This window comes from Desulfonatronum zhilinae (assembly GCF_900182865.1).
GTDB lineage: Bacteria > Desulfobacterota > Desulfovibrionia > Desulfovibrionales > Desulfonatronaceae > Desulfonatronum > Desulfonatronum lacustre.
In genome coordinates, this window is sequence record NZ_FXUJ01000001.1 from 295,675 (window position 1) to 316,229 (window position 20,555).

Annotated in this window: 17 protein-coding genes; 7 read left to right on the forward strand and 10 right to left on the reverse strand. The window is 58.5% G+C overall.

What is annotated here, in order from left to right:
* Positions 1-291 precede the first annotated feature (291 nt).
* The 5 genes from AC559A_RS01340 to AC559A_RS01360 all read right to left on the reverse strand — a co-directional run bounded on the left by AC559A_RS01340 (position 292) and on the right by AC559A_RS01360 (position 5,472).
* Entirely contained in the window at positions 292-1,197 is a 906-nt protein-coding gene (locus AC559A_RS01340; RefSeq protein ID WP_498815752.1) for a M23 family metallopeptidase, read from the reverse strand.
* A 94-nt stretch (positions 1,198-1,291) separates the two neighbouring features.
* Positions 1,292-2,059: a tRNA lysidine(34) synthetase gene (locus AC559A_RS01345; RefSeq protein WP_028573057.1), complete on the reverse strand. Its 768-nt coding sequence runs from the start codon at positions 2,057-2,059 to the stop codon at positions 1,292-1,294.
* A gap of 194 nt (positions 2,060-2,253) precedes the next feature.
* Entirely contained in the window at positions 2,254-3,339 is a 1,086-nt protein-coding gene (locus tag AC559A_RS01350; protein ID WP_498815754.1) for an ADP-ribosylglycohydrolase family protein, read from the reverse strand.
* A 97-nt stretch (positions 3,340-3,436) separates the two neighbouring features.
* A complete protein-coding gene (locus tag AC559A_RS01355) occupies positions 3,437-4,093 on the reverse strand; it encodes a TetR/AcrR family transcriptional regulator (RefSeq protein ID WP_211239063.1) in 657 nt (218 codons plus the stop codon).
* 26 nt (positions 4,094-4,119) lie between these two features.
* Positions 4,120-5,472 carry an MATE family efflux transporter gene (locus tag AC559A_RS01360; RefSeq protein WP_498815757.1) on the reverse strand — a complete coding sequence of 451 codons (1,353 nt, stop codon included), beginning with the start codon at positions 5,470-5,472 and terminating at the stop codon, positions 4,120-4,122.
* Positions 5,473-5,914: 442 nt separating this feature from the next.
* On the opposite strand from AC559A_RS01360, the gene AC559A_RS01365 reads away from it, so the two are divergent.
* The 3 genes from AC559A_RS01365 (at position 5,915) to AC559A_RS01375 (ending at position 8,096) form a co-directional block, all read left to right on the forward strand.
* Entirely contained in the window at positions 5,915-6,661 is a 747-nt protein-coding gene (locus AC559A_RS01365; protein WP_498815759.1) for an SAM-dependent methyltransferase, read from the forward strand.
* Positions 6,662-6,783: 122 nt separating this feature from the next.
* Entirely contained in the window at positions 6,784-7,245 is a 462-nt protein-coding gene (locus tag AC559A_RS01370) for a C-GCAxxG-C-C family protein (RefSeq protein WP_028573062.1), read from the forward strand.
* A gap of 197 nt (positions 7,246-7,442) precedes the next feature.
* Complete coding sequence (locus AC559A_RS01375; protein ID WP_498815761.1) at positions 7,443-8,096, forward strand: dienelactone hydrolase family protein; 654 nt, start codon at positions 7,443-7,445, stop codon at positions 8,094-8,096.
* A 517-nt stretch (positions 8,097-8,613) separates the two neighbouring features.
* On the opposite strand, the gene AC559A_RS01380 is transcribed toward AC559A_RS01375, so the two are convergent.
* From AC559A_RS01380 to AC559A_RS01390, 3 genes are all read right to left on the reverse strand, one after another.
* Entirely contained in the window at positions 8,614-10,701 is a 2,088-nt protein-coding gene (locus tag AC559A_RS01380) for a putative bifunctional diguanylate cyclase/phosphodiesterase (protein ID WP_498815762.1), read from the reverse strand.
* Positions 10,702-10,877: 176 nt separating this feature from the next.
* A complete protein-coding gene (locus AC559A_RS01385) occupies positions 10,878-12,080 on the reverse strand; it encodes a response regulator (protein ID WP_028573066.1) in 1,203 nt (400 codons plus the stop codon).
* Entirely contained in the window at positions 12,077-15,751 is a 3,675-nt protein-coding gene (locus tag AC559A_RS01390; RefSeq protein WP_498815764.1) for a PAS domain S-box protein, read from the reverse strand. The genes AC559A_RS01385 and AC559A_RS01390 overlap by 4 nt, the downstream gene beginning before the upstream one ends.
* 296 nt (positions 15,752-16,047) lie before the next feature.
* On the opposite strand from AC559A_RS01390, the gene AC559A_RS01395 reads away from it, so the two are divergent.
* From AC559A_RS01395 to AC559A_RS01410, 4 genes are all read left to right on the forward strand, one after another.
* On the forward strand, positions 16,048-16,344 hold the full coding sequence (locus tag AC559A_RS01395) for a hypothetical protein (protein ID WP_156932985.1): 297 nt from the start codon (positions 16,048-16,050) through the stop codon (positions 16,342-16,344).
* Positions 16,345-16,438: 94 nt separating this feature from the next.
* Positions 16,439-16,840 (forward strand): hypothetical protein, encoded by a 402-nt coding sequence (locus tag AC559A_RS01400; RefSeq protein ID WP_051434731.1) that lies wholly within the window; start codon positions 16,439-16,441, stop codon positions 16,838-16,840.
* A 118-nt stretch (positions 16,841-16,958) separates the two neighbouring features.
* Positions 16,959-17,207, forward strand: a complete 249-nt coding sequence (locus tag AC559A_RS01405) for a DUF6868 family protein (protein WP_028573069.1) — start codon at positions 16,959-16,961, stop codon at positions 17,205-17,207.
* Positions 17,208-17,517: 310 nt separating this feature from the next.
* Positions 17,518-18,405: a DMT family transporter gene (locus AC559A_RS01410; protein ID WP_498815767.1), complete on the forward strand. Its 888-nt coding sequence runs from the start codon at positions 17,518-17,520 to the stop codon at positions 18,403-18,405.
* A gap of 71 nt (positions 18,406-18,476) precedes the next feature.
* On the opposite strand, the gene AC559A_RS01415 is transcribed toward AC559A_RS01410, so the two are convergent.
* Both AC559A_RS01415 and AC559A_RS01420 read right to left on the reverse strand, forming a co-directional pair.
* On the reverse strand, positions 18,477-19,403 hold the full coding sequence (locus AC559A_RS01415; protein ID WP_498815768.1) for an ABC transporter substrate-binding protein: 927 nt from the start codon (positions 19,401-19,403) through the stop codon (positions 18,477-18,479).
* Positions 19,404-19,423: 20 nt separating this feature from the next.
* Entirely contained in the window at positions 19,424-20,548 is a 1,125-nt protein-coding gene (locus AC559A_RS01420; protein ID WP_498815769.1) for an anaerobic sulfatase maturase, read from the reverse strand.
* Between the last annotated feature and the right edge of the window lie 7 nt (positions 20,549-20,555).

Sequence of the window (20,555 nt, forward strand, 5' to 3'; positions counted from 1 at the left end):
GAGGATATCGATCGGTAAACGATCGTCGCGTCCGGTTGAAAAACCAGCAGCTCACGTGAAATTATGAACAAGGAGGGAAAAAGAGGTAATGAAGGAGATAAGCGTGCCCGTGGTCCGGGAAGTGCCGCCTGGAATCGTATCGTGAGGAAGCCCGGAATTCTGAAGAAGCTTTGACTGCGAACGCTGCCGCAAGTGGCTGAGCACGGCGGGATGATATTTTGGCTTACTTGAGGACTTCAGGAAAGAATGTGGTGAACGGGACGGACTGGATCAAGCCCAGAAGAAAGAAGGTCAGTTCAGAATATAGCGCATAGGATCCACGGGAATGCCGTTGAGGCGGACCTCGTAGTGCAGATGGGGGCCGGTGGTGCGGCCGGTGTTGCCCATATGGCCGATGAGTTCGCCTCGGCTGACTTTCTGGCCGGCCTTTACCGCGAATTGCTGCAAATGAGCATACAGGGTGACGATCCCGGAACCGTGGTCAATGGCCACCGTCAGACCGTAGGCCCCGTCGCGTTCCGCGGAGAGCACCCGTCCTTCGGCCGAGGAGTAGATCGGGGTTCCTATGGGGCCGGCGATATCCAGCCCTCTGTGCAGCTCCCGGCGATCCGTGAACGGGGAGCGGCGATAACCGAACTCGGAGGTGACCCAGCCCTCGGTGGGCCAGATGGAGGGAGTGGACGCGAAAAAGCTTTGGTTGTCCCGCAATGTGGCCAGCAGTTCCTCTTGGCGGAGTTCTTCGAGTTTGGCCTCGGCCTGGAGTTGCTCCAGGAAGCCGTGCATCTTTCTGACCAACAGTTCTTGTCGGTGGGCCGTCAGATACTGGTCCGAAAAGTCCATCCGTTCGACCCCGCCCAAGGGGGTCGTGGTCGGGACATAGCCGGGATCAAGGTTGGCCATCACCCGAACCTTGGCGTTGAAGTCCGCCACATGGAGTATCTGGTCCTCCAGATTTTTGATCTTTTCGGTCAGGGCCATGAATTGGCGGTGCTGGTTTTCCAGGTCGCGTTGGGCCTGTTCCAGCCTGGCTTGGGCCGAGTCGGCATGCAGGGTCGTGTTGTAGAAGTAGATGTTCAGGGCCAATGAAGACAAAAAAATACCGGCCACCAGAAGACAGACCCAGATGCGAAGCGTAAAGGTCTTGCAGGTGCCGGCTTTATCCTTGAAAACGAGGACTTGGTATTTTTTGCGAATCATTGTGCTCTCGAAATGCTTTGAGGTGCATTGGATGCTGAAGGGGTGGGGATACTGATGAACATCGCTGAGACGAGCAGGTCAGCCTCACGATTCGTCATTGCAGATGAGCACCTAATTGACTTCGATGCAGTACGTCAAGCTGCCAGCGCTTCAGAGCTCCATAAACGCTGCCGTGCATGGCCGAATCCTGGGACAAGATGGTCCGCAGCCAGGCCTCGGTCCTGGCCCGCTCGCTGTTGGTGGCCGAGGGGCAGGGGTTGCTCCACACGTGCAGCTTCCATTGGGCCGCGGCGCGGCGGATCATGGGCTTTTCCAGCAGGAGCAGGGGCCGAATCAAGACCAATTCGCCACCGAAATACTCCTCCTTGGGTGACAGCCCTTCCACTCGTCCGTTGCGAAACAGATTCATGAAGAATGTCTGCACCAGATCGTCGGCGTTGTGGCCCAGGGCCAGGTGGGTCAGGCCATAGTGCTTGCACAGCTCGAAAAGGCGCTTGCGTCGGTGCCAGGCGCACAAAAAGCAGGGCGAGTTTTTCCGGTTTTCAGGGCCGTGGGCCATGGGACCGTAGTCGGTGATCTCGGCGTGCAGGGCCACGCCATGCGCTGCTGTCCACGGCGCCAGCGGAGCATGGCTGGTCGCGTCGAACCCGGGATTGAGATGAATGGCCATCACTTCGAAGGGAAACGGAACGATGCGTTGGCGCAGCAAGAGCACTTGCAGCAAAATCCAACTGTCCACCCCCCCGGATACAGCCACCCCGACCCGGGCTCCGGGCCAGATCATGCCCGTGCGCTGCATCAACAGGCCGGTGGGACCGAGGCATTTTTTCTGGGCAAAAGTCAGCTTTCCGAGGCGGCTCATTCAAAGAATCCTTCGGGAAAAGGATGAAAGGATGGGGTCAAGTCTGCTCTTGGCTTTAAAAACATTACGGGTTGAATATTCCGGAGCATGAAGTGCCGCCGGTCGGTGCCGTATGTCACATCCCGCCAGGATAAGGCAATCCCGGTGCGTCGAGGAAATCCGGCGTGCATGGCTGCCGGCGCGGATCGCCCGGCTCAGTGCTGCCCGACCATGGAGGCGAGACTTTCCGACAAGCGGCGTAGTTCGTCGCCTTCCTCGAGACCGTCCAGGAAGCGTCGGGGGATGCCGGTGAGGCCTGTTTGGGCGCCGACGAGCGCGCCGGTCAGGATGGAGCGGGCCTGGTTCTGGCCTCCGCCGTTGAGCGCGTGCAGCACCGCGGACTCGAAGTCGTCGTGGAACCTGGCGGCAAGGTAGTATGCCGCCGGGAGCATGTGGTAGATGGCGCAGGGCATGCCGTAGACCAGGGAGACCTTCCAGGCCGGTTCGATGCGGATATCCGGGTCCACCGCCGCGGCGGCCATGTAGGAAGGGGAGAGCAAGGCGTCCGGCGAGGCGAAGAGACCGGCGCGGGGCGGTTCGGGTTGGCCCGGTGCCGGGGGCTGGAGATTGTCGGTGGTCACGGCGTGAAAGGGCAGTTCTCCGGACTTGACCAGGTCCATGAGCCTGGAGGACAGGTTCGCGTCCAGGGTGTGGCCCCGGACCAGCAGGCCGAGCACGGCGCCGAAGGCCACGGTCATGGACACCACCAGTGCGTTGGCCTGGGTCAGGACGGTGTTGTCGGCCACGGCCACGGCCAACTCCCGGGGTTGGAACGCGTAGCGGACGGCGATGGCCAGGGTGCGCTCGATGGCCTCCGTGGTGTCGGCCTCGCCCCCGGTCCGGTCCCAGGACAGGCCCAGCTTCACCCGGCGTCGCCAGGCCTCGCGGATCGACTGGCTGGTGTATCCCCCCGGGCCGCTGACCGGAGCGCCGTCCAGCAGCGGAAAGAGATCCTCTTCCAGGCGGCGGCAAAAATTCTTTTTGTCGTACCCCCCGCATTCAACAAGGGAACGAAGCGTCAGCTTCAGGATGAAGCCCGCCTGGGAAAGCTGCCCCGCCTTGAGTCCCTCGTGGTATCGGCCCGGTTTGGGGTCGGTATAGTCGCTGATCCATTCTCCGTAGTCGCGCCGCAGCTCGGCAAGATCGTAGTACCAGTGCGGCCCGAGTCCCAGGGCGTCCCCGATGAAGGCCCCCATGAGGGCCCCGGCCGCGCGATCCCGAATATTCGTGTTCGTCGACATGTTCCGATCCTCCATGCTCTTGTCAGGCGATTAGCGGTTGTCGCGTTTTCCTCTTGCGACTCAAGAACAGACGTACCCCTCGTACGACCGCGGCGATCTATCCATCTTGTTTGTATGTCATCTTGACAAGACTGGACAGCAAAGCAGAATGCTCCTCCTGATAACCAGCCCCCATTAAAATCTCAAGCCATATCCCATCGGCCGCGTATCTCAGAACTTGCAGCATTTGGTCTGAATCCGTGTCGTGATGCACTCTTTGTTTTTCTTTCATCCACTCGTTATACATGGACTTTAAATGTGGCTCGGATAAGGCGTAGATGGCAAAAGATACCCACTGTTCTTTCCGCCCTGAAGCAACGTCTTGCCGGATTGAATTGATATAAGCCCTGGTAAATTGTCCATATTCTACAGGATCTTCAGCCATCAATCTGTCAAGTTCAGTATCCAGCTGATCTACAAAATACCTTGATACGGCCTCGCCAAGTTGATTCTTGTTCTTGAAATGATGGAGGAATCCTCCCTTAGTGACACCGGCGGCGTCGGCAACGGCCTGGATTGTGACGGCATGAGAGCCTTGTTCGGTGATGATGCGCGCGGCACATTCAATAAGCCTGTTTCGGACTTTTTCAGGTTGTTTTTTCCGTTTATGAGCTGTCGGCATAAGAGATCCCCACATTTTATTAAGCATGATCAGTTGGAATCCAAAGCAGTAATTTGCCATGTGTGGTGAAAACTGTCTCAAACTGCTTTCCATGGTTAATCAAGTTGCTAAGCATACGTCTATATGTGTGAAAACAATTTTTTATGTGTCCTCTGAATCAGTATGAGCGCAACTCCCAGTGTCAGCAACTCCGCCAGCGGGATTGCCGTCCATACGCCGGTAACGCCCATGAATATCGGCAATACGGTGACGCCGACCAGCACGAATACCAAACCTCGCGCCGCGGAAACGATGATTGAACTCTTCGCTTCGCCCAGTGCGGTAAAGTAGGCGATGATCAGCACGTTGATTCCGTTGATCAGAAATACGAAAGCGAAGAGGCGCAGGCCGTCAACCGCGATCTGGAACGCCTGGCTTTCGCTGCCGTCGAAGAACAACAAGATCGCATGCTCCCCGAACACCTGCAGCACGATGAACACCATGACCCCGATGCTCATGTTGATCGCCGCGGCAAAGCGAAATAGCCGCTTGACCCGCTGGTGGTTGCCGGCGCCGAAATTGTAGCTCAGCACCGGAATCAGCCCGTCCGAAATACCAAGGAACAGCAATATACTCGTGAAGTTGATGTAGTTGATGGCAGTGAACGCGGCCACGCCGTCGGCCCCCAGGAGGCGAACCACGGTGAGGTTGATGATCAGGATGCTGACCGCGGCCGCCATTTCCGAAACGCCCTCGGATGAGCCGTTGTAAGCGGCACGTCGCAGAAGCGCCATCTGAAAACGACCCTTCAACATCGACAACCGCTGTTTGGGATTGAACGTGATACATCCGGAAATCAGCAACCCGATGGTGAAAGCGACACCGGTGGCCATGCTCGCCCCGGTATTGCCCCAGCCCAGCCCGATCACGAAGCAAAAGGTAAGCAACACATTGATCACCACGCTGAGCGACATGATGAGCATCGAAAACCTGGGATGCCCTAATGCCTTCAGCATGGCGTCGGAATAAAAGCATAGGGTCAGAGGCAGGATGAACGGCACCAGTCCTTTAAGGTAGTCCAGGGAGAACGGGAGCAGCCGCTCGTCGGCGCCTATCAGTTTGGTCAGGGGCTCAGCGAACAGCAGCAGCAACACCGTGACAATCAGGCTGATCCCCGCCAAAGCCCGGAAGCCGGTGGACATCGCGTCCTGGGCTTTGTCCGGATTCCCGCGTCCCAGCTCCATGCTGACCAGAGTCTGGCTTCCGATGCCGACGATCAGCGCCAGCACCATGATGAAGCTGTACAGCGGCATCATGATATTGATCCCCCCCAAAGCGTCCGGCCCCAGATGGTTCCCCACCACGATGCCGTCTACCAGAGTCTGCACGCCAAAAAACACCATCGTGACGACGCTTGGCAGCGAGTACTTCAGAAAGACCCTGCCGACAGGGGCTCGTTCTAATAAATGCTTGTCATCCAAATTGCTTTTCATGAATATTCTGTGGATTGTTGGAAGATTACCGCTGGTTGCGTTGCTGTCCGGCGCTCAGTAGAAGTGGCAAGCGTAGAAACATACCGACCGGACGGTTTCTTTGTCAACAGGAGGGTCGAGTTGTCTGCTTCAGCGGGGATGGTGCCGCCGGGCGCGGTCAGCCGAACCATGACGCGGAGCGGAAGGGCAACTCCGGAGCCGTTCGAACAGAGCGCGGCGGGCCGCGAAGATCCCGCGATTGCGATCCGCACCAAGCTGGAGTAGTCGCCTTTGCGGGTGTTTTTAGCAGAGCCGGGATGCCGGGCGGAGATTTTGATCGCATTCCGAAAGGTCAGGGGATTAGCCTGGGGTATCAGGATGATACACAGGTTTTCTTGAATTATTTGTTCAAGACCCTGACCGAACTGATCGAATCTACTTTCCCCTCAAGGAAGATTTCACAATGGACATCCCACGAATATTCACCATCACTGAAAGCGCTCACCGCATCCATAACCCGTTCACACCCGATAAGTTCGCCACTCTCGGCACGGCGTTGCGTCTGGCACCCGGGGCGCGAGTGCTCGATCTCGGCAGCGGTTCCGGGGAGATGCTGTGCACCTGGGCACGCGATCACGGCATCTTCGGCACTGGAATCGACATGAGCCGGTTGTTCACCGAGCAGGCGAAACTTCGCGCCGAAGAACTCGGCGTGGCCCGTCAAGTCACGTTCATTCATGGCGATGCAGCGGGTTACGTCTCCGACGAGAAGGTCGACGTGGCCGCCTGTGTCGGTGCCACTTGGATCGCCGGGGGAGTCGTCGGCACTATCGAGCTTCTGGCTCGGAGCTTACGCACCGGAGGGATCATCCTCATCGGCGAGCCCTACTGGCGGCAGTTACCGCCGACGGAAGATGTTGCGAAGGGGTGTCTTGCCAACTCAATCTCCGACTTTCTCATGCTTCCAGAACTTCTCGCGTCTTTCGGTCACCTTGGCTACGATGTCGTTGAAATGGTTCTGGCTGACCAGGACGGCTGGGACAGATACGAAGCGGCCAAATGGCTCACCATGCGCCGATGGCTTGAAGCCCATCCCGACGACGAGTCAGCCGAAGAGGTTCGAGCCAAACTGACCACGGAACCCGAGCGCTACACCGCTTACACGCGGGAATACCTGGGCTGGGGTGTTTTCGCGCTGATGCCGCGGTGATTATTGGTGTCTTGGTCGCGGTATCCAACTCTCACTCGACACAAAAGGCAAAGCAAATGCCTGATCGCCATCTCGGGGGTCAGCGCCGCGACTCGCCATCTCACAACCGCCCAGGAGGTGTCGTGGAATCTCAGTTCGTCTTGAACGTTCGCAGTGCCGCCGAGGATTCGTTCGCCTCCGGGCTGTATTGCGCGGAAAGCGTCGTGCTCGCACTTGCAGAGGCAATGGGCGTCGAGTCCGAGCTTCTTCCCAAGGCAGCTACCGCCTTTTGCAGTGGCATGGGCAGAATGTGCGGCACGTGCGGTGCGCTTTCCGGCGCGATCATGGGCATCGGCATCGCACTTGGGCGTACTGAATCCAGCGAGTCCGTCCAACCGGCATACGCTGGAACTCAGCGCCTCATTCGAGAATTCGAGCAAGAGTTTGGCGCCCGCGACTGCCATGTCCTGCTGGGCTGCGACCTCAACACACCGGAAGGTCAGACTGCGTTCAAGGAAAGGAAGCTGGGTATGCAGTGCGCCGAATTCACGGGAAAGGCCGCCGAAATTGCCGCCCGTATCGTCGAAGAAATGGCTAATCCGTAAGAATTGTGGCGACCTGCAAGATCGCTTCAATCCATTCCTGTCGTGACGACGACTTGCCTGTATTGCGGAGACATTAGGAATCCGGACCTCCGGCACGATCAGCGCCATCCTTGACCCTTTCCTTGCTTCGACTCCAGTCCAGGCTGAAGGGGAAAGGGCGCTTTGGATCAGGTTGGATTCGCTGAGGAAAGAAATACTTGCGAGCTAAGAGCAGACTTGACCCCTTCCTGATGGTTCCCAACTGGATGGGCCCCACCGCGCAATCCGTGGAAAAGGCGGCTCGTGTTGCCGGTGATGGGTACGTCGTGTTCATGATCGACATGTACGGCAAGGAGATCAGGCCGACGAACCGCGCCGAAGCCGCGGCGGCCGCTGGCTCGCTTCGGGCGGACAGGCGGCTGATGCGCGAACGGGTCAATGCCGCGCTGGAGGTGTTCAAGGAACAAGCCGGCGACGTTCCGCTGGATCCTTCCCGGATCGCGGCCATCGGTTTCTGCTTCGGAGGAGGGGTCGTGCTGGAACTGGCCCGCGGCGGCACGGAACTGCCCGGCGTGGTTTCTTTTCACGGCAACCTGGACACGCCGGACCCGGCCGACGCGAGACGGATCAAGGCCAAAATTCTGGTGCTCCACGGCGCGAACGATCCGGCTGTGCCGGACGAGCAAGTTCAGACCTTTATCCTGGAAATGCGTGACGCCGGGGTGGATTGGCAACTCATCCACTATGGCGGAGCCGTGCACTCCTTCACGGACCCGCACGCGGACACTCCCGGCAGGAACGAATACCACCCGCTGGTTGCCCAACGGGCTTTCATCGCCATGGAGGCGTTTTTCAGGGAAATATTCGAATAGCCCCGGGGGTCTGGTGGGGGTTGGGGGCAAGTCTGCTCTTGGCTTTGACCCGGTGCATGCGTCACCTTGGGGGCGTCTACACGCAACGCTTCAACCGGCGGCACGGGCATGACGGGCCGCTTTTCCGCGGCCGGTACAAAGAGGTTCTGATCGAGGAAGAGGAATATCTACTCGGTCTGGTTCGCTATGTTCATTACAATCCCCTGAAAGCCGGTGTTGTTGAGGATAACCGAAGACGACCTTCTCGCCTCCAGGCGAGGAACAACCAATGAACCCCGAAGCGTCGCAATCCAGCTCTTCAGATCGCTTCGGGGCGATACGCTTGCCTGCATCGCGCAGACTTTTGGAATACGGACCTACAGCACGGTCAGCAGTATCTGTTTCGGCTCCAGTCCAGGGTGAAGGGGGAAAGGGCGCTTCGGATCAGGTTGGATTCGCTGAGGAAAATAATACTTTCGAGCCAAGAGCAGACTTGACCCCTCCCCAGAACAACCCGTGCGATGGACAGCCGACGGTTTCAATTCCCGATTTCCAGCGTATGGGCGTAATCTCTGCGTTGGGCCGCTTCCTCCGGGGGCAGGGGCTTGTCGAAGAGATAGCCCTGGCCGTATTCGCAGCCCAGTTCACGCAGCAGGAGCAGTTGAGCGCGGGTTTCCACGCCTTCGGCCACGACGGTCATGCCCAGGCTGCGGGCCAGGTCGATGATGGTCCTGACGATGGCCCTTTTTTCCGCGTCATTTTCCATGCCCATGACAAAGGACTTGTCCACCTTCAGGCTGTCCGCCGGGATGCGCTGCAGATAGCGCAGGGACGAGTAGCCCGTGCCGAAGTCGTCGATCTGCAGCTTCACGCCCAAAGCCTTGAGTCGGGCCAAAACGTCCATGGAAAGCTGCACGTCGTGCATCAGTCCGCTCTCCGTGATTTCCAGCTTGATCAGGCCCGGGTCGAGGCCGAGATCCGTGATGATCGCGTCCAGGCGACTGGCCAGGTCGGCCTCGTGCAGTTGCTGCACCGAAACGTTGAAGCTCATGAACGGCGGGGCTTCGGGGTGGGCGTCGATCCATTCGCGAGCCTGCCGGCACGCCTTTTCCGTGACCTGACGGCCCAGGCGGGTGATCAGCCCGCTCTCCTCGGCCAGGGGGATGAAGGTGTTCGGCATGACCAGCCCGCGTTCGGGATGTTGCCAGCGGGCCAGGGCCTCGTAGCCGGCCAGGACCAACGTGTCCAGGCGCACGATGGGCTGGAAGGCCAGAAAAAAATAGTCACGGGCCAGGGAGCGATGCATGTCCCCGACCAGCACGAACCGTTCCGAGGCCTTGTCGTGCATGGATTTGTCGAAGAGACGAAAGCTGCCCTTGCCTTTGTATTTTGCCGCATACATGGCCGTGTCCGCTTCGCGCAGCAGGTCCAGCCCGGCGGTTTCCGCGCCCCGGCCCAGGGCGATGCCGATGGAAGCCGAGATATGCACTTCGTAGTCGCCGTGGCGGAAGGGTTCGGCCAGGGCCTCCTGAACGGCGCGGGCCCCGTCGCCGGCTTGCTCGGCGTCGTCGACACGGAGCAGCAGAGCGAATTCATCCCCGCCCAGGCGGGCCGCCATGGCGGCAGGGAGCTCGAGCGCGTTCAGTCGCTGGGCAAAGGCTTGCAAAAGCCAATCGCCGAAGGCGTGGCCCATGGAGTCGTTGACGATCTTGAAGTCGTCAAGATCGATGAAGAGCAGGGCCACGTGCGTTTGCCGTGTTCCGGATTGATGCAACGCCTCGTCCAGGCCGTCCAGCAGCAGTGCGCGATTGCCGAGACCGGTGAGCACGTCGTGATAGGCTTGGTATTCGAGCCTTTCGCGCTGCTTTTTACTCTCGGTGATGTCCCTGAGCACGGACAGCAGGCGGATCGCTTCCGTTCCCGGATCCACGGCCACGTCGCTGGTCTGGGCGATCCAGCGAATCCGGTCGTTGGAAAGACGGATGCGGTACTCCGTGCTGGCGCAGGCAAGCATTTTGAGGCAGGACGCGTTGAGTTCGCGGACTCTTGTTTCGTCGTCCGGATGCAGGCGGCTGTAAAGGAGGTCCAGGTCCTCCAAATCGGCGTCCGGGGGCAGTTCCAGCAAGGTGCGCGCATTCCGGGACCAGCGGACCCTGGTCCGGCCTTCGGAGGATTTGAGCACTTCGAAACTGCAGACGTCCCCGGCCTGCTGGGAAAGCGAAAGCAGCCGCTCGGACTGGGCGCGTTCCCGCAGGGCCTTTTGAATCACGGAAGCTAGTTCGTCCGTGGCGACCGGCTTGAGCAGAAAGCGGTAGATGCGGCCGTCGTTGATGGCCTGCATGGCCGCCTCCAGGTCCGCGTGTCCGGTGAGCATGATGCGGATGATTTCCGGGTGGCGGTTTTTCACTTCGGTCAGAAGCGTGCTGCCGCTCATGCCGGGCATTCGCTCGTCGCTGACGACGACGTCGATGTGTTCCCGGGCAAGAGTCCGCAGGGCCTGTTCTCCGGATTCTGCGGTGAGGGTGGTCAGGGGCTCGTCCATCAGGGCGCGTTGCAGAGACCGCAGCACGTGCACTTCGTCGTCCACGAAAAGGACCACCGGGTTGCCGTTGCTTTCCTGATTCATATGATGTTTCCTTGTTCCGTTGTCAGAATCGCAATCGCAATCGCAATCGAAATCGGTATCGCAATAGTTTCATGATCTATTTGTTTTTTCGATTTCGATTTCGATTTCGATTTCGAGCCCGAGCGTGCACGGGCTATTCGTCTTAAATTGAACGTAAATTAATACTATTCCCGCCGTCACTTCCCAGTAATCAGATTGCGGCAGGCCTCGCGCCAGACTTCGTAGCGTCCGGTCAGGCCGTGGTGTTCAAGGTAGGCCGTGTCCACCGGATGCGTTGCATAGCCTGGATTGATGATCCGCAGCTCATGCTCCAGAGCGTTGGCGGCGTGCACCGCCGTGGTCAGCGGGCGGGCTTCACGGGCCGACAGGTTGAGTTGGCAGAGCATGCCATGGACGATGTGCTCGTCAAAACCCCAAAGACCGAGGAGATAGGCGCCGATTTGCACATGGCTGACGGAAATGACTTCCCGTTCGGCATCGATGATAGTGATGTTGCGGGTATTGGCCAGGTCGATGATGGCGTGGAACTCGTCTTCGAAGGCGCAGGCCAGGACCAGTTTGCCGACGTCGTGGAACAAACCGCCGAGATAGGCTTGATCCGCGGTTTTCTGGTCCGCGCCTTCCAGTCGGGCGATGGTCTCGGCGAACCGGGCCGTATTCCGGCTGTGCGTCCAAAGGTCCTCCAGGGCGAAGCCGGGATGACGTCGAGGATTGAACGGGGAGATGAAATGCCCGGAAACGATCAATGCCTTGATGATTTCGATGCCCAGCAGGGACACGGCGCGCGCCGGGTTGTCGATGTGCTGCGGCAGTCCGAAAAAAGCAGTGTTCACCAGTTTTAGAATCGATGCGGAAAGACCCAGGTCTCGGGATACCAGGCCCGCGACCTCGTCGATGGCGTCTTTTTGTCCCGAAGTGGTGGCGCGCATCAGTTCATCGTAGGTCGAGGGCAGGACCGGCAGGGAAAACAGCCTGGCGACGACCTCGCGGATTGCGGGATTGGGCAGAATCTCCTGGAGCGCGAGGACGCGTTCCAAAGCGCTCTGGATGACCTCTCGCGAGCTGGGCTTGCTCAGAAACTGATGCGCGGTCATTGCGGATTTCAAGATCTGGGTATTGTCCGAATAGCCTGAGAGGATCAGGCGTACGGTCCCGGGAGAGCGCGAACGTACGCGTTCGAGCAACTCGGTGCCGTTCATCAAAGGCATCTGCAGGTCGGAGACGATAACGTCGAAAGGTTCCCGGTCCATCATGGCCAGGGCCTCTTCGCCGGACTCCGCGAAGTGCATTTGCCACGTGTCCTCCAACTCGAGAAGCATGCGTCGCAATCCCCGCAGCACGGATGGATTATCATCGACAAAGAGGATGCGGTCGTTCATGCGCTTCCATTTCCTTTGGTTCGTGGCGGGTCGACGGGGAAACGAAGGATGAAGGTCGTGCCTTTGTCCATTTCCGTCTCAAAATCAATCGTGCCGCCGTGCTTGTCCATGATGGCGTGGGTGATGACCAATCCCTGGCCGGTACCCTTGCCCACCTCCTTGGTCGTGAAAAAGGGGTCGAAAATCCTGTTTCGGTGCTCCGGCGGAATGCCCGTGCCCGTGTCGCTGATGCGGATTTCCACGAAGTCGCCGGACCGGGCCGTGGAAATGGAGATGATCCCCTTGCCTCCGCGCGCTTTCACCGCGGCCGAATTGGCGTGGGCCGCGTTGACCAGGACGTTCAGAACGGCCTGGTTGAATTCTCCGGGTACGCAATGAATCAGCGGCAAATCACCGGCCAGATCGGTGCGCACCTCGGAGTCGTACTTCCACTCGTTACGGGCCACGGCGACGGTGTTCTTGATGGCCTCGTTGATCTCCAGGGGGGTCATTTCCCCGATGTCGGGGTGGGAGAACTTCTTGATGGCTTGAACAATGGTGGTCACCCGCCGCACGCCGTCCAGCGAATCGTCGATGGCCTGGGGGATTTCCCGCAGCAGGAAGTCCAGCTTGGCCGTCTTCAACGCGGCGGCCACGTCCAGCACGAGACTGCCGGTGTCTCTGTCTTCGCCGGCGGCCCTGTACAGTGCATTGTACTTTTCCAGCAAGACGCGCAGCTTTTCGAAGGAGGTCTGGAAGAAGTCGATGTTCGTGGACACGTACTGGATGGGCGTATTGATCTCGTGCGCGATGCCCGCGGCAAGCTGGCCGATGGATTCGAGCTTCTGGGCCAGTGCGAGCTGGCGTTCCAAAGCCTTGCGTTCGGAGATGTCGAAAATGATGATCGCCATGTACTCCTGACCGCCCTTGAGAACACGCAGGCGGTTCAAAGAGATGGGCAACAAGGTCTTGTCCGGCAAGGCCAAGGTCGCCTCCTTGCCGAGGAAGGTGTGGTCGATATGTAAACAATCCCCGCATGCATCATGGTTGCAGATGGAAAAGCTCAAGATGTCCTGGCAGAGGCGGTCGATCAGGTTTTCCCTGTCCTGGCCCAGCAGCGCGGCGGCCTGCTCGTTGGTCTCCACCACCCTCATGGTGCGTGGGTTGATGATGAAAAACGCCGCCTTGATGCCGCTGAGGATGGCGTCGAGCATGGCCTCGTGCTCGATGCGCTCCCTTTCGGCCTGCTTGCGTTCGGTGATGTTCCTGGCCGTGGTCAGGACCGCCTTGCGGCCTTCGTATTCGATCAGCTTGGCGTTGATTTCCGTGGGCACCAGGCCGCCGCTTTTGCGCTGCTGCACGGTCTCGAAAAAGGTGAAGCCTCTGTTCTCCAGAATTTCGGAGATGCGCTCGTGAATGGATTTTTCACCGGACGGGTTTCCCGGCGCCAGATCGTCGGGAGTCATGGTCAGGAGTTGCTCACGGGTGTATTCCAAGCGTTGGCAGGCCACACTGTTGACGTCGAGAAAACGACCCTCCAGGTCGTGGACGAAGATGGCGTCCGAGGAGTTGTCGAACAGCGTACGGAAGCGACGCTCCGAGGTCTTGATCCGTTCGGCGTCCTCGTGCTCGCGGGTCACGTCGAGAAGGATCAGCACGTGTCCGCCGGCCTGGGGGCCTGCGTTCAGCTGGCGTCCGGTGACGCGGAAGACGCGGGGGGGAGGGCCGCCATGGATCAGTTGCAGATGGTGATCCTCGTGTTCGTGCAAGTCGGTCAGCAACGTCTCGATACCGATGCCGTTCAGGTGGTGCAGCGTCTCGCCTTCATGGACCCCGACAAGGTGCGCGAGCATCGCGCGACCTACGGGATTGGCCAGGACCACGGTATTGTTTTGATCCAGGAGCACCACGCCGGCAGGCATGGTATGCACGAGTTGCTCCAGTTCCTTCCGGCTCTCCTTCACCAGGGCGCGCAGTCTCCCCACGGAGGAGGAAGCTTGTTTGGTCACCTTGTGCAGCAGTTCCAACTGGTTGACGCTGAAGGCGTCGGGGGAAGCGGCGCCCACGTAGAGCATGCCGGCAATTTCGCCGTTGGTTTCAAAAAGCGGCACCATGACGGCGGTCTCGATACGTTGGATGTCCCCCCCTTGTCCGGATGTCCGGCAGGCCAGGGTGGTGTGCTCGGAAAAGGATTCCACTGAGTTGTTTCCGGTAAGTCGGCTGTTTTCCATGCGCATCGTGTCGAGAATGTTCTGCTGCAGCTCCGGACTCAGCGGGCGGTTGCAGTAGTTATAGAGCACTCCCTCGTTTTTTTTCATGAACAGCCCGGCGGCCACATCGAACTCCAGAACGCCGCCCAGATTTTCGATCATCAGCTTGACCAAGTCTTCGTAGTCCAGGGTGTAGCCCAGCTTGCGCGAGAGTTCGTGCAGCACCTCCAGTTCAAAGGCGCGCTGCTTCAACTGCTCCTCGGCCTGGATCTTCTCCGTGATGTCGCGGATGACACTGACCAGGAACAGAGGCTCGCCCGGTTCGCGGTCAATGGGCGTGACAAAGTGCTCGGAGCTGAAAGTCTCGCCGCTCTTGCGCTTCAGGTGGTATCTGGGCAACTGAAAGTACCCTTTTTCCATGATCGCGAGACGGGCCTGTTCACGGAACCAGGCATGGTTTTGCGCGTCCACGTGAACCAGCTCCACGCTCCTGCCGAGCAGTTCCTCGCGACTGTAGCCGACCATCCTTGCCGCGGCATGATTGCAGTCAATGATTTCGAAAGTGTGGTCGGCCAGGATGAACACTCCCTCGTTCAGGCTTTCGAAGGTCTTTTGCAGCAGCCTCCTGGAGTAGCGCAGTTCTTCCTCGGCTTTCTTGCGCTCGGTGATGTCCATGAACGTGATGATGATCTCCGTGAGTTCGCCCGTGTCGGAGAAGATCGGCGAGGCAGTCACCTGCAGCCAGGTGACGTGATCCTTTTCAGGCGCACTGACGCCCAGCGTGAAATCGGACAGAGTCTCCCTGGACCGCAGCACCCTGTTCACGGGAAACTCATCCAGGAGCATCCTGGTCCCGTCCGCCCTGAGGAAGACCCAGGCCGAGTCCGCGGCCATCTTGCCTTCCATCTGTTCCCCGGTCAGGCCCAGCAGCTTGCCGGCCGTGGCATTGGAGGCGATGATGTTCGTATCCGGGGCGCACACGATCACTCCGGCCTGAATGGACTGGAGCAGGCCTCGCCAGCGTTGCTCCCGTTCCTCGAGCTCGCGGGTTTTGCGGCGCAGCTTCTGGTCGCTGCGCTCCAGGGCCCTGCGCTTGCGGTCCAGCTCGACAAAGACCCGCACCTTGCTCAACAGGATGTCCCTGTCGAACGGTTTGAACATGTAATCCACCGCGCCGACCTTGTAGCCGTCGAGGATGTCGCGCTCGGTCTTGTGAATGGCGGTGAGAAACAGGATCGGGGTCTCGCGGTTCTGCTCCATGGAGGCCATGCGCTTGGCCACGTCGAAACCGCTCATCCCATGCATCGAGATGTCCAGGATGGCCAGGGCGAACTCGGTTTCCTCCAGACGATCAATTGCCGCTTCACCGCTGTCGGCCTTGACCAGCAGGACATTTTTCAGTGGCGCAAGAATTGTTTCCAACAAAAAGAGACTGGTGGGGTCATCGTCTACAATGAGAATATTCGCCTTGTGGCTGCCCATGTCCGTACCCTTTGCTCTTTTCGATGCATTTCTCCGGGGGTGGAGACCGAGACCGTGCAATCACGCATAACCATTATTGTGCATCATGCAACTTATCCTCTATGTTTGCAATATACGTTCGCCACCGCCACATCTCGGACGAGTCGGAGTTAAGGTCGGGTCAAGTCTGCTCTTGACTTTTATAGATTTCCTCCCGTAGCTTGGTCGAATGGCAAGACCATTGCGCATTGAATATCCCGGAGCCTGGTATCACGTCATGAACCGGGGCAGGCGGCGGGAGCGGACTTTTCTCGACGGTGCGGACTTTGAAGTTCTCCGACGATCCGGTCCTGGCCGGGAGAACGTATCGTCAGTACATGGCTCAGGAAGATTCCAAAGAAATCCAGCGGATTTTTTCGCTGAAGAAACTGCCGGCCGTACTTGGGAGCAAGGAGTTTATGCAGAGCGTCAAGGCCGGATTCTTTGGAGAAAAACTGCACGAGGAAATCCCGGAGTCCCGATTCCTTGCGCCATCTCCCCAGGACATCGTGAATGCCGTTTGCAGTGAGTATGGGATAACCGAAGACGACCTTCTCGCCTCCAGTCCAGGGTGAAGGGGGAAAGGGCGCTTCGGATCAGGTTGGATTCGCTGAGGAAAATAATACTTTCGAGCCAAGAGCAGACTTGACCCCTCCGATGACCCCTCCGATGATAATGATAAAGGCAGTAATACTTTGGGTCGGCATCCTCGTTCTCGCCATAGCTAATGGGGCCTTGCGCGAGTCCGTGCTCATTCCGGGGCTCGGAACCCCGACCGCGCTCGTTCTGAGTGGGTTGCTGCTTTCCGCCCTCATCATTGGCGTGGCGTACGTATCGCTTCCTTGGCTGCAAATTCGCCGCCCTGCGCAGTTCTGGTTCGTTGGGTTTGGCTGGCTCGCATTGACGCTCGTCTTTGAATTTTCGTTCGGGATCTGGCAGGGCAAGTCGTGGACTGTGTTGCTTGAGGCCTACACATTCAAGGGTGGCAATATCTGGCCCGTCGTCCTCGCGGCAACGGCCCTTGCACCGTATATTGCCGCTAAGCTGAGAGGTTGGGCGTCGTTACGGTAGTGTCTATCAAGGTACGCACATCGACACCTTTTTCGTTGCGATTTTGCCTCCATTATAAAGCTGCTTCTGGACAGTGTCGTGTGGATTGAGAAATGGGACTTGAAGCAAGGAGATCAAAATGGATATTGAAATTTTGACACAATTCTTTATGTGGTGCACCATCATCAACGTGGCCTTGCTGGTTCTGTCGTTTTTTGTGGTAGCATATGGATTTGGAAGTGAATTCGTATATCGAACGCACAGCAAGTGGTTCCCTATGCCGCGAGATACGTTTAACGCGGCTATTTATTTGCTTATTGGGATTTATAAAATATTTGTGTTTGTTTTTAACGTTGTTCCATGGATCGCACTTACAATCATCGGGTGACCATGTTGATCCGGGATTCGCCGTTCACGACCCCCAGCCCGGAGTTCAGGCAATACTCCAACAGGCTGTTGAAAAATCCCCGCTAGCTGCGTTGCTGCAAAAAGTTCAAACCCTTACGTATGACTCAATACGCTTCGGCCTTGATCTTTTTTTTGCGCCTTGCCATCGGGGATTTTGAACAGCCTGCAGAATCTGGCTTTCAACACATTGCCACGCCCTGAGGCCAGGGACGCCGGCTGCATCTCATAACTCCTCGACTGCGACACTCGTCGCGGCGAAATCTTTATTTCATTATCAAAATCAAGGTTATATGGCGGGCGCGAGTACGGTTTTCGTGGCGCTGGCGGCTCTTTTCTGGGGGTTGTCCGGCGGGATCGGCGGGATTCTCATGGCCGACGGCTGGGATGCGTTCGTCGTTTCATTTTACCGAGGCCTGATCGGGCTGCTGTGCGTCCTCGTCTGGCTCATGCTGCGCCCACAGGGCAGCGGGTTGACGGATCGGCGGTTATGGTTCTGGTCCGTGATCGCCGGTCTCGGCGTAGCAGGCAACTTCTCGTTTTATTTCGTGAGCATCGGCCAGGGCAGCGTCGCGGTTGCGGCGACGTTGATGTACTGCGCGCCGGTGTTCGTGTACCTTGTGTCGTTCGCCTTGAAGCTGGAAAAGCCCACCCCGCTGAAATGGGCCGCCATCGCGATGGTGATGCTCGGCATCGTGTTGCTCACGGGGATTTACGACATCGGCGCAAGCGGCGTCACGGCCATTGGCGTGGGCGCCGGGCTGCTTTCCGGGCTGTCCTACGCAATCTTTATTTTCGGATTCAAGTACGCCGCGCCCCATGGCAGCCCGCAGGCGATTCTCTCCATTGCCTTCGCGGTCCTTGCCGTCATCCTGATCCGGCCGGGAGATGCCGACCAGACCGTTGCCGTTCTGAGCACTCCGGATTGGCCGCTGTTCGTGGGCCTGGGCGTGCTCGGCGCGGGATTGTCGTTTGTTCTCTATATCATCGGTCTGAGGCATACGGCGCCGGCCGTGGCCTCAATCGTGGCCACGGTTGAGCCGGTCACCGCGTCGCTGTTCGGCGTCCTGATTTTGAACCAGACTCTGGCTGGTCCGCAAATCTTGGGTATGGGGCTGATATTGGCCACCGTGACCGCGCTGAGCATAACATCCCGAGCCGCAAGGCCGCCTTCCGATTGATGTCGGGACTGACCGCGGCCATCCGGTTGCCCTCGCCGCGAAAGCCGCGTCGAGAGCAACCGATTTGGCGGCTAGTTGAACGTATTTTGAATCAACTCCATGGCTGGAGTGCCGTCCGGGGTTGAGACGCCCGCGAACCAGCCCGAAACAATGTCCATGTTGTTTTTAATCCAGGTTCCGGCCACTTCAGCGACGGGCCGGCCTTCCTGTCCGTATGCGTTGATCCAGAGGCTTTGCGTCTCGGATGTGACCGTCATTTTCCGGAGAAACTGATACGCGTCAGGGTATTGCGCTTCAAACCCGTCGCGGACGACCGTATGGATCAGCGACGCGCTCGCGAAGCTTTCCGTGCCGTCAACAGGCTCCAGGTATTCCATGTCAATTCTGATATTCATCCAGTGCGGCTTCCAGCAGGCGAACGCGACCCATTGGCCGTTGTCGATCAGTCGCATGACCTCCGCCAGCATGATGGGAGTCGTGGTTCCCGTCTGATCCCAGTCGCCGAGCCCCGCCACGTTATTGGCGATGATTTCATCCATGGCCGTGTGCATGGGCGATCCGACTTCAATATTGTAGATGTGGCGATTGAACTTGTCGCCATGGGCGGCAAGGTCGGCGAAGCTCCGGACTCCTTGTTCCGCCACGTAAGCGGGCACGCATAAACTGATCAAGGCGTCGTTCAGATTGGTCTGGACGATTTCCACGGTTCCTTTTTCAAGCAAGGGGCTCAGCAGTGGATTTTGCTGCGGGGTCCAGGCTCCCAGAAACACGTCCACGTCGCCGTTTTCCATGCCCCTGTACACCACGGGAGGACCGATCTGGATCTGTTCCGTCGCATACCCCAATGCTTCCAGAAGTTGAGCCGAGATTTCGGTTTTGACCTCCACGCCGGGCCAGGGCGGTACGCCGAACCGAATGGGGTCTTGGGCCAGGGAGACGGATCCCCAGCTCAAAAAGAGAATGGTGGCCAGGCACGCGATGGTGGTTGATTTCTTCATGCTTCCTCCTTGGTTGCGATTCAGGAAAGAGAGCCGGTCGGGACCGGTCGCCCGGAAATGTCGCGGGCGATGCTCATAAAGCGAGGGAGTGTTTTTTCGTAAAAATACTTCCATCCCTCGCACAGGACGCTTGCGTGGTTGTTTTTTGTCAGGCGGAATGCGGGGCAATCGCCTTTGCAGAGTTGAAGAGAGGAGCAGCGGTGGCATTCCGGAGCCCAGGCCGATTTCTGGTCGGAAAACTTCAGATACCCCGCGGAGCCAAGAACCTCCTCAAAGGAGTCGTCATGGACGTTGCCCAGTTTGTGCCCAGGTTGGACAAAAAAATCACAGGGATAGACGTCGCCATTATATTCGACGACCAGGTACTGATCACAACGGTCCGCCATGCGGCATTCCGCCGCCCGGCCCATGACCAGTTGAGCCAGAATTGATTCGAAGTTGCGGATGCTGACCGTGCCCATGTCGCTCGTGAGCCATTTTTCAAAAATTCGGAGCAGGAATTCTCCCCATTCGGCCCCGGTCAGGCCGGGGTCGGGCCCGTCGCTCCAGGAATCTTGCCGCAAACAAGGAATAAACTGGATATGCCTGAACCCCTGGCTCGTCAGATGGTCGTACACCGCCTCCGGATGGTGCGCATTGGCCGAGGAAACCAGGCAGACCGCGTTTACCGGCACGCCGTGCTTCCTGAACATCCTGACTCCTTCGACGACCTTTTCATGAGTGGGCCCGCCCCGCGGAGTTGTGCGGAAGGCGTCATGCACGGTAGCGGGGCCGTCCATGCTGCATCCGGCGAGAAATCTGTACTTGCCCATGTGAGCGGCCATTTCCGGGGTGATCAGGGTGGCGTTGGTCTGGATGCAGTTGACGATTCGCGAACCCTTGCGGGCTGTTTTTTTCTGCAGATCCGTGACCCGCTTGTAAAACTCCTCGCCCATCAGGGCCGGCTCCCCTCCCTGCCAGGTCAGTGAGTAGACCTGCTGCCTGGTTGCAAAATACCGTTCCAGCATGCGTTGAAGCGTTGCGTCAGACATGCGGGGTCTTTGGTCTTTCGGGTAGAGCTTTTTTTTGTCCAGATAAAAGCAATACGTGCACTTGAGGTTGCAATCGGCGGAAGCCGGTTTCACCAGCAAGGAAAAAGCGCGCATCAGATTT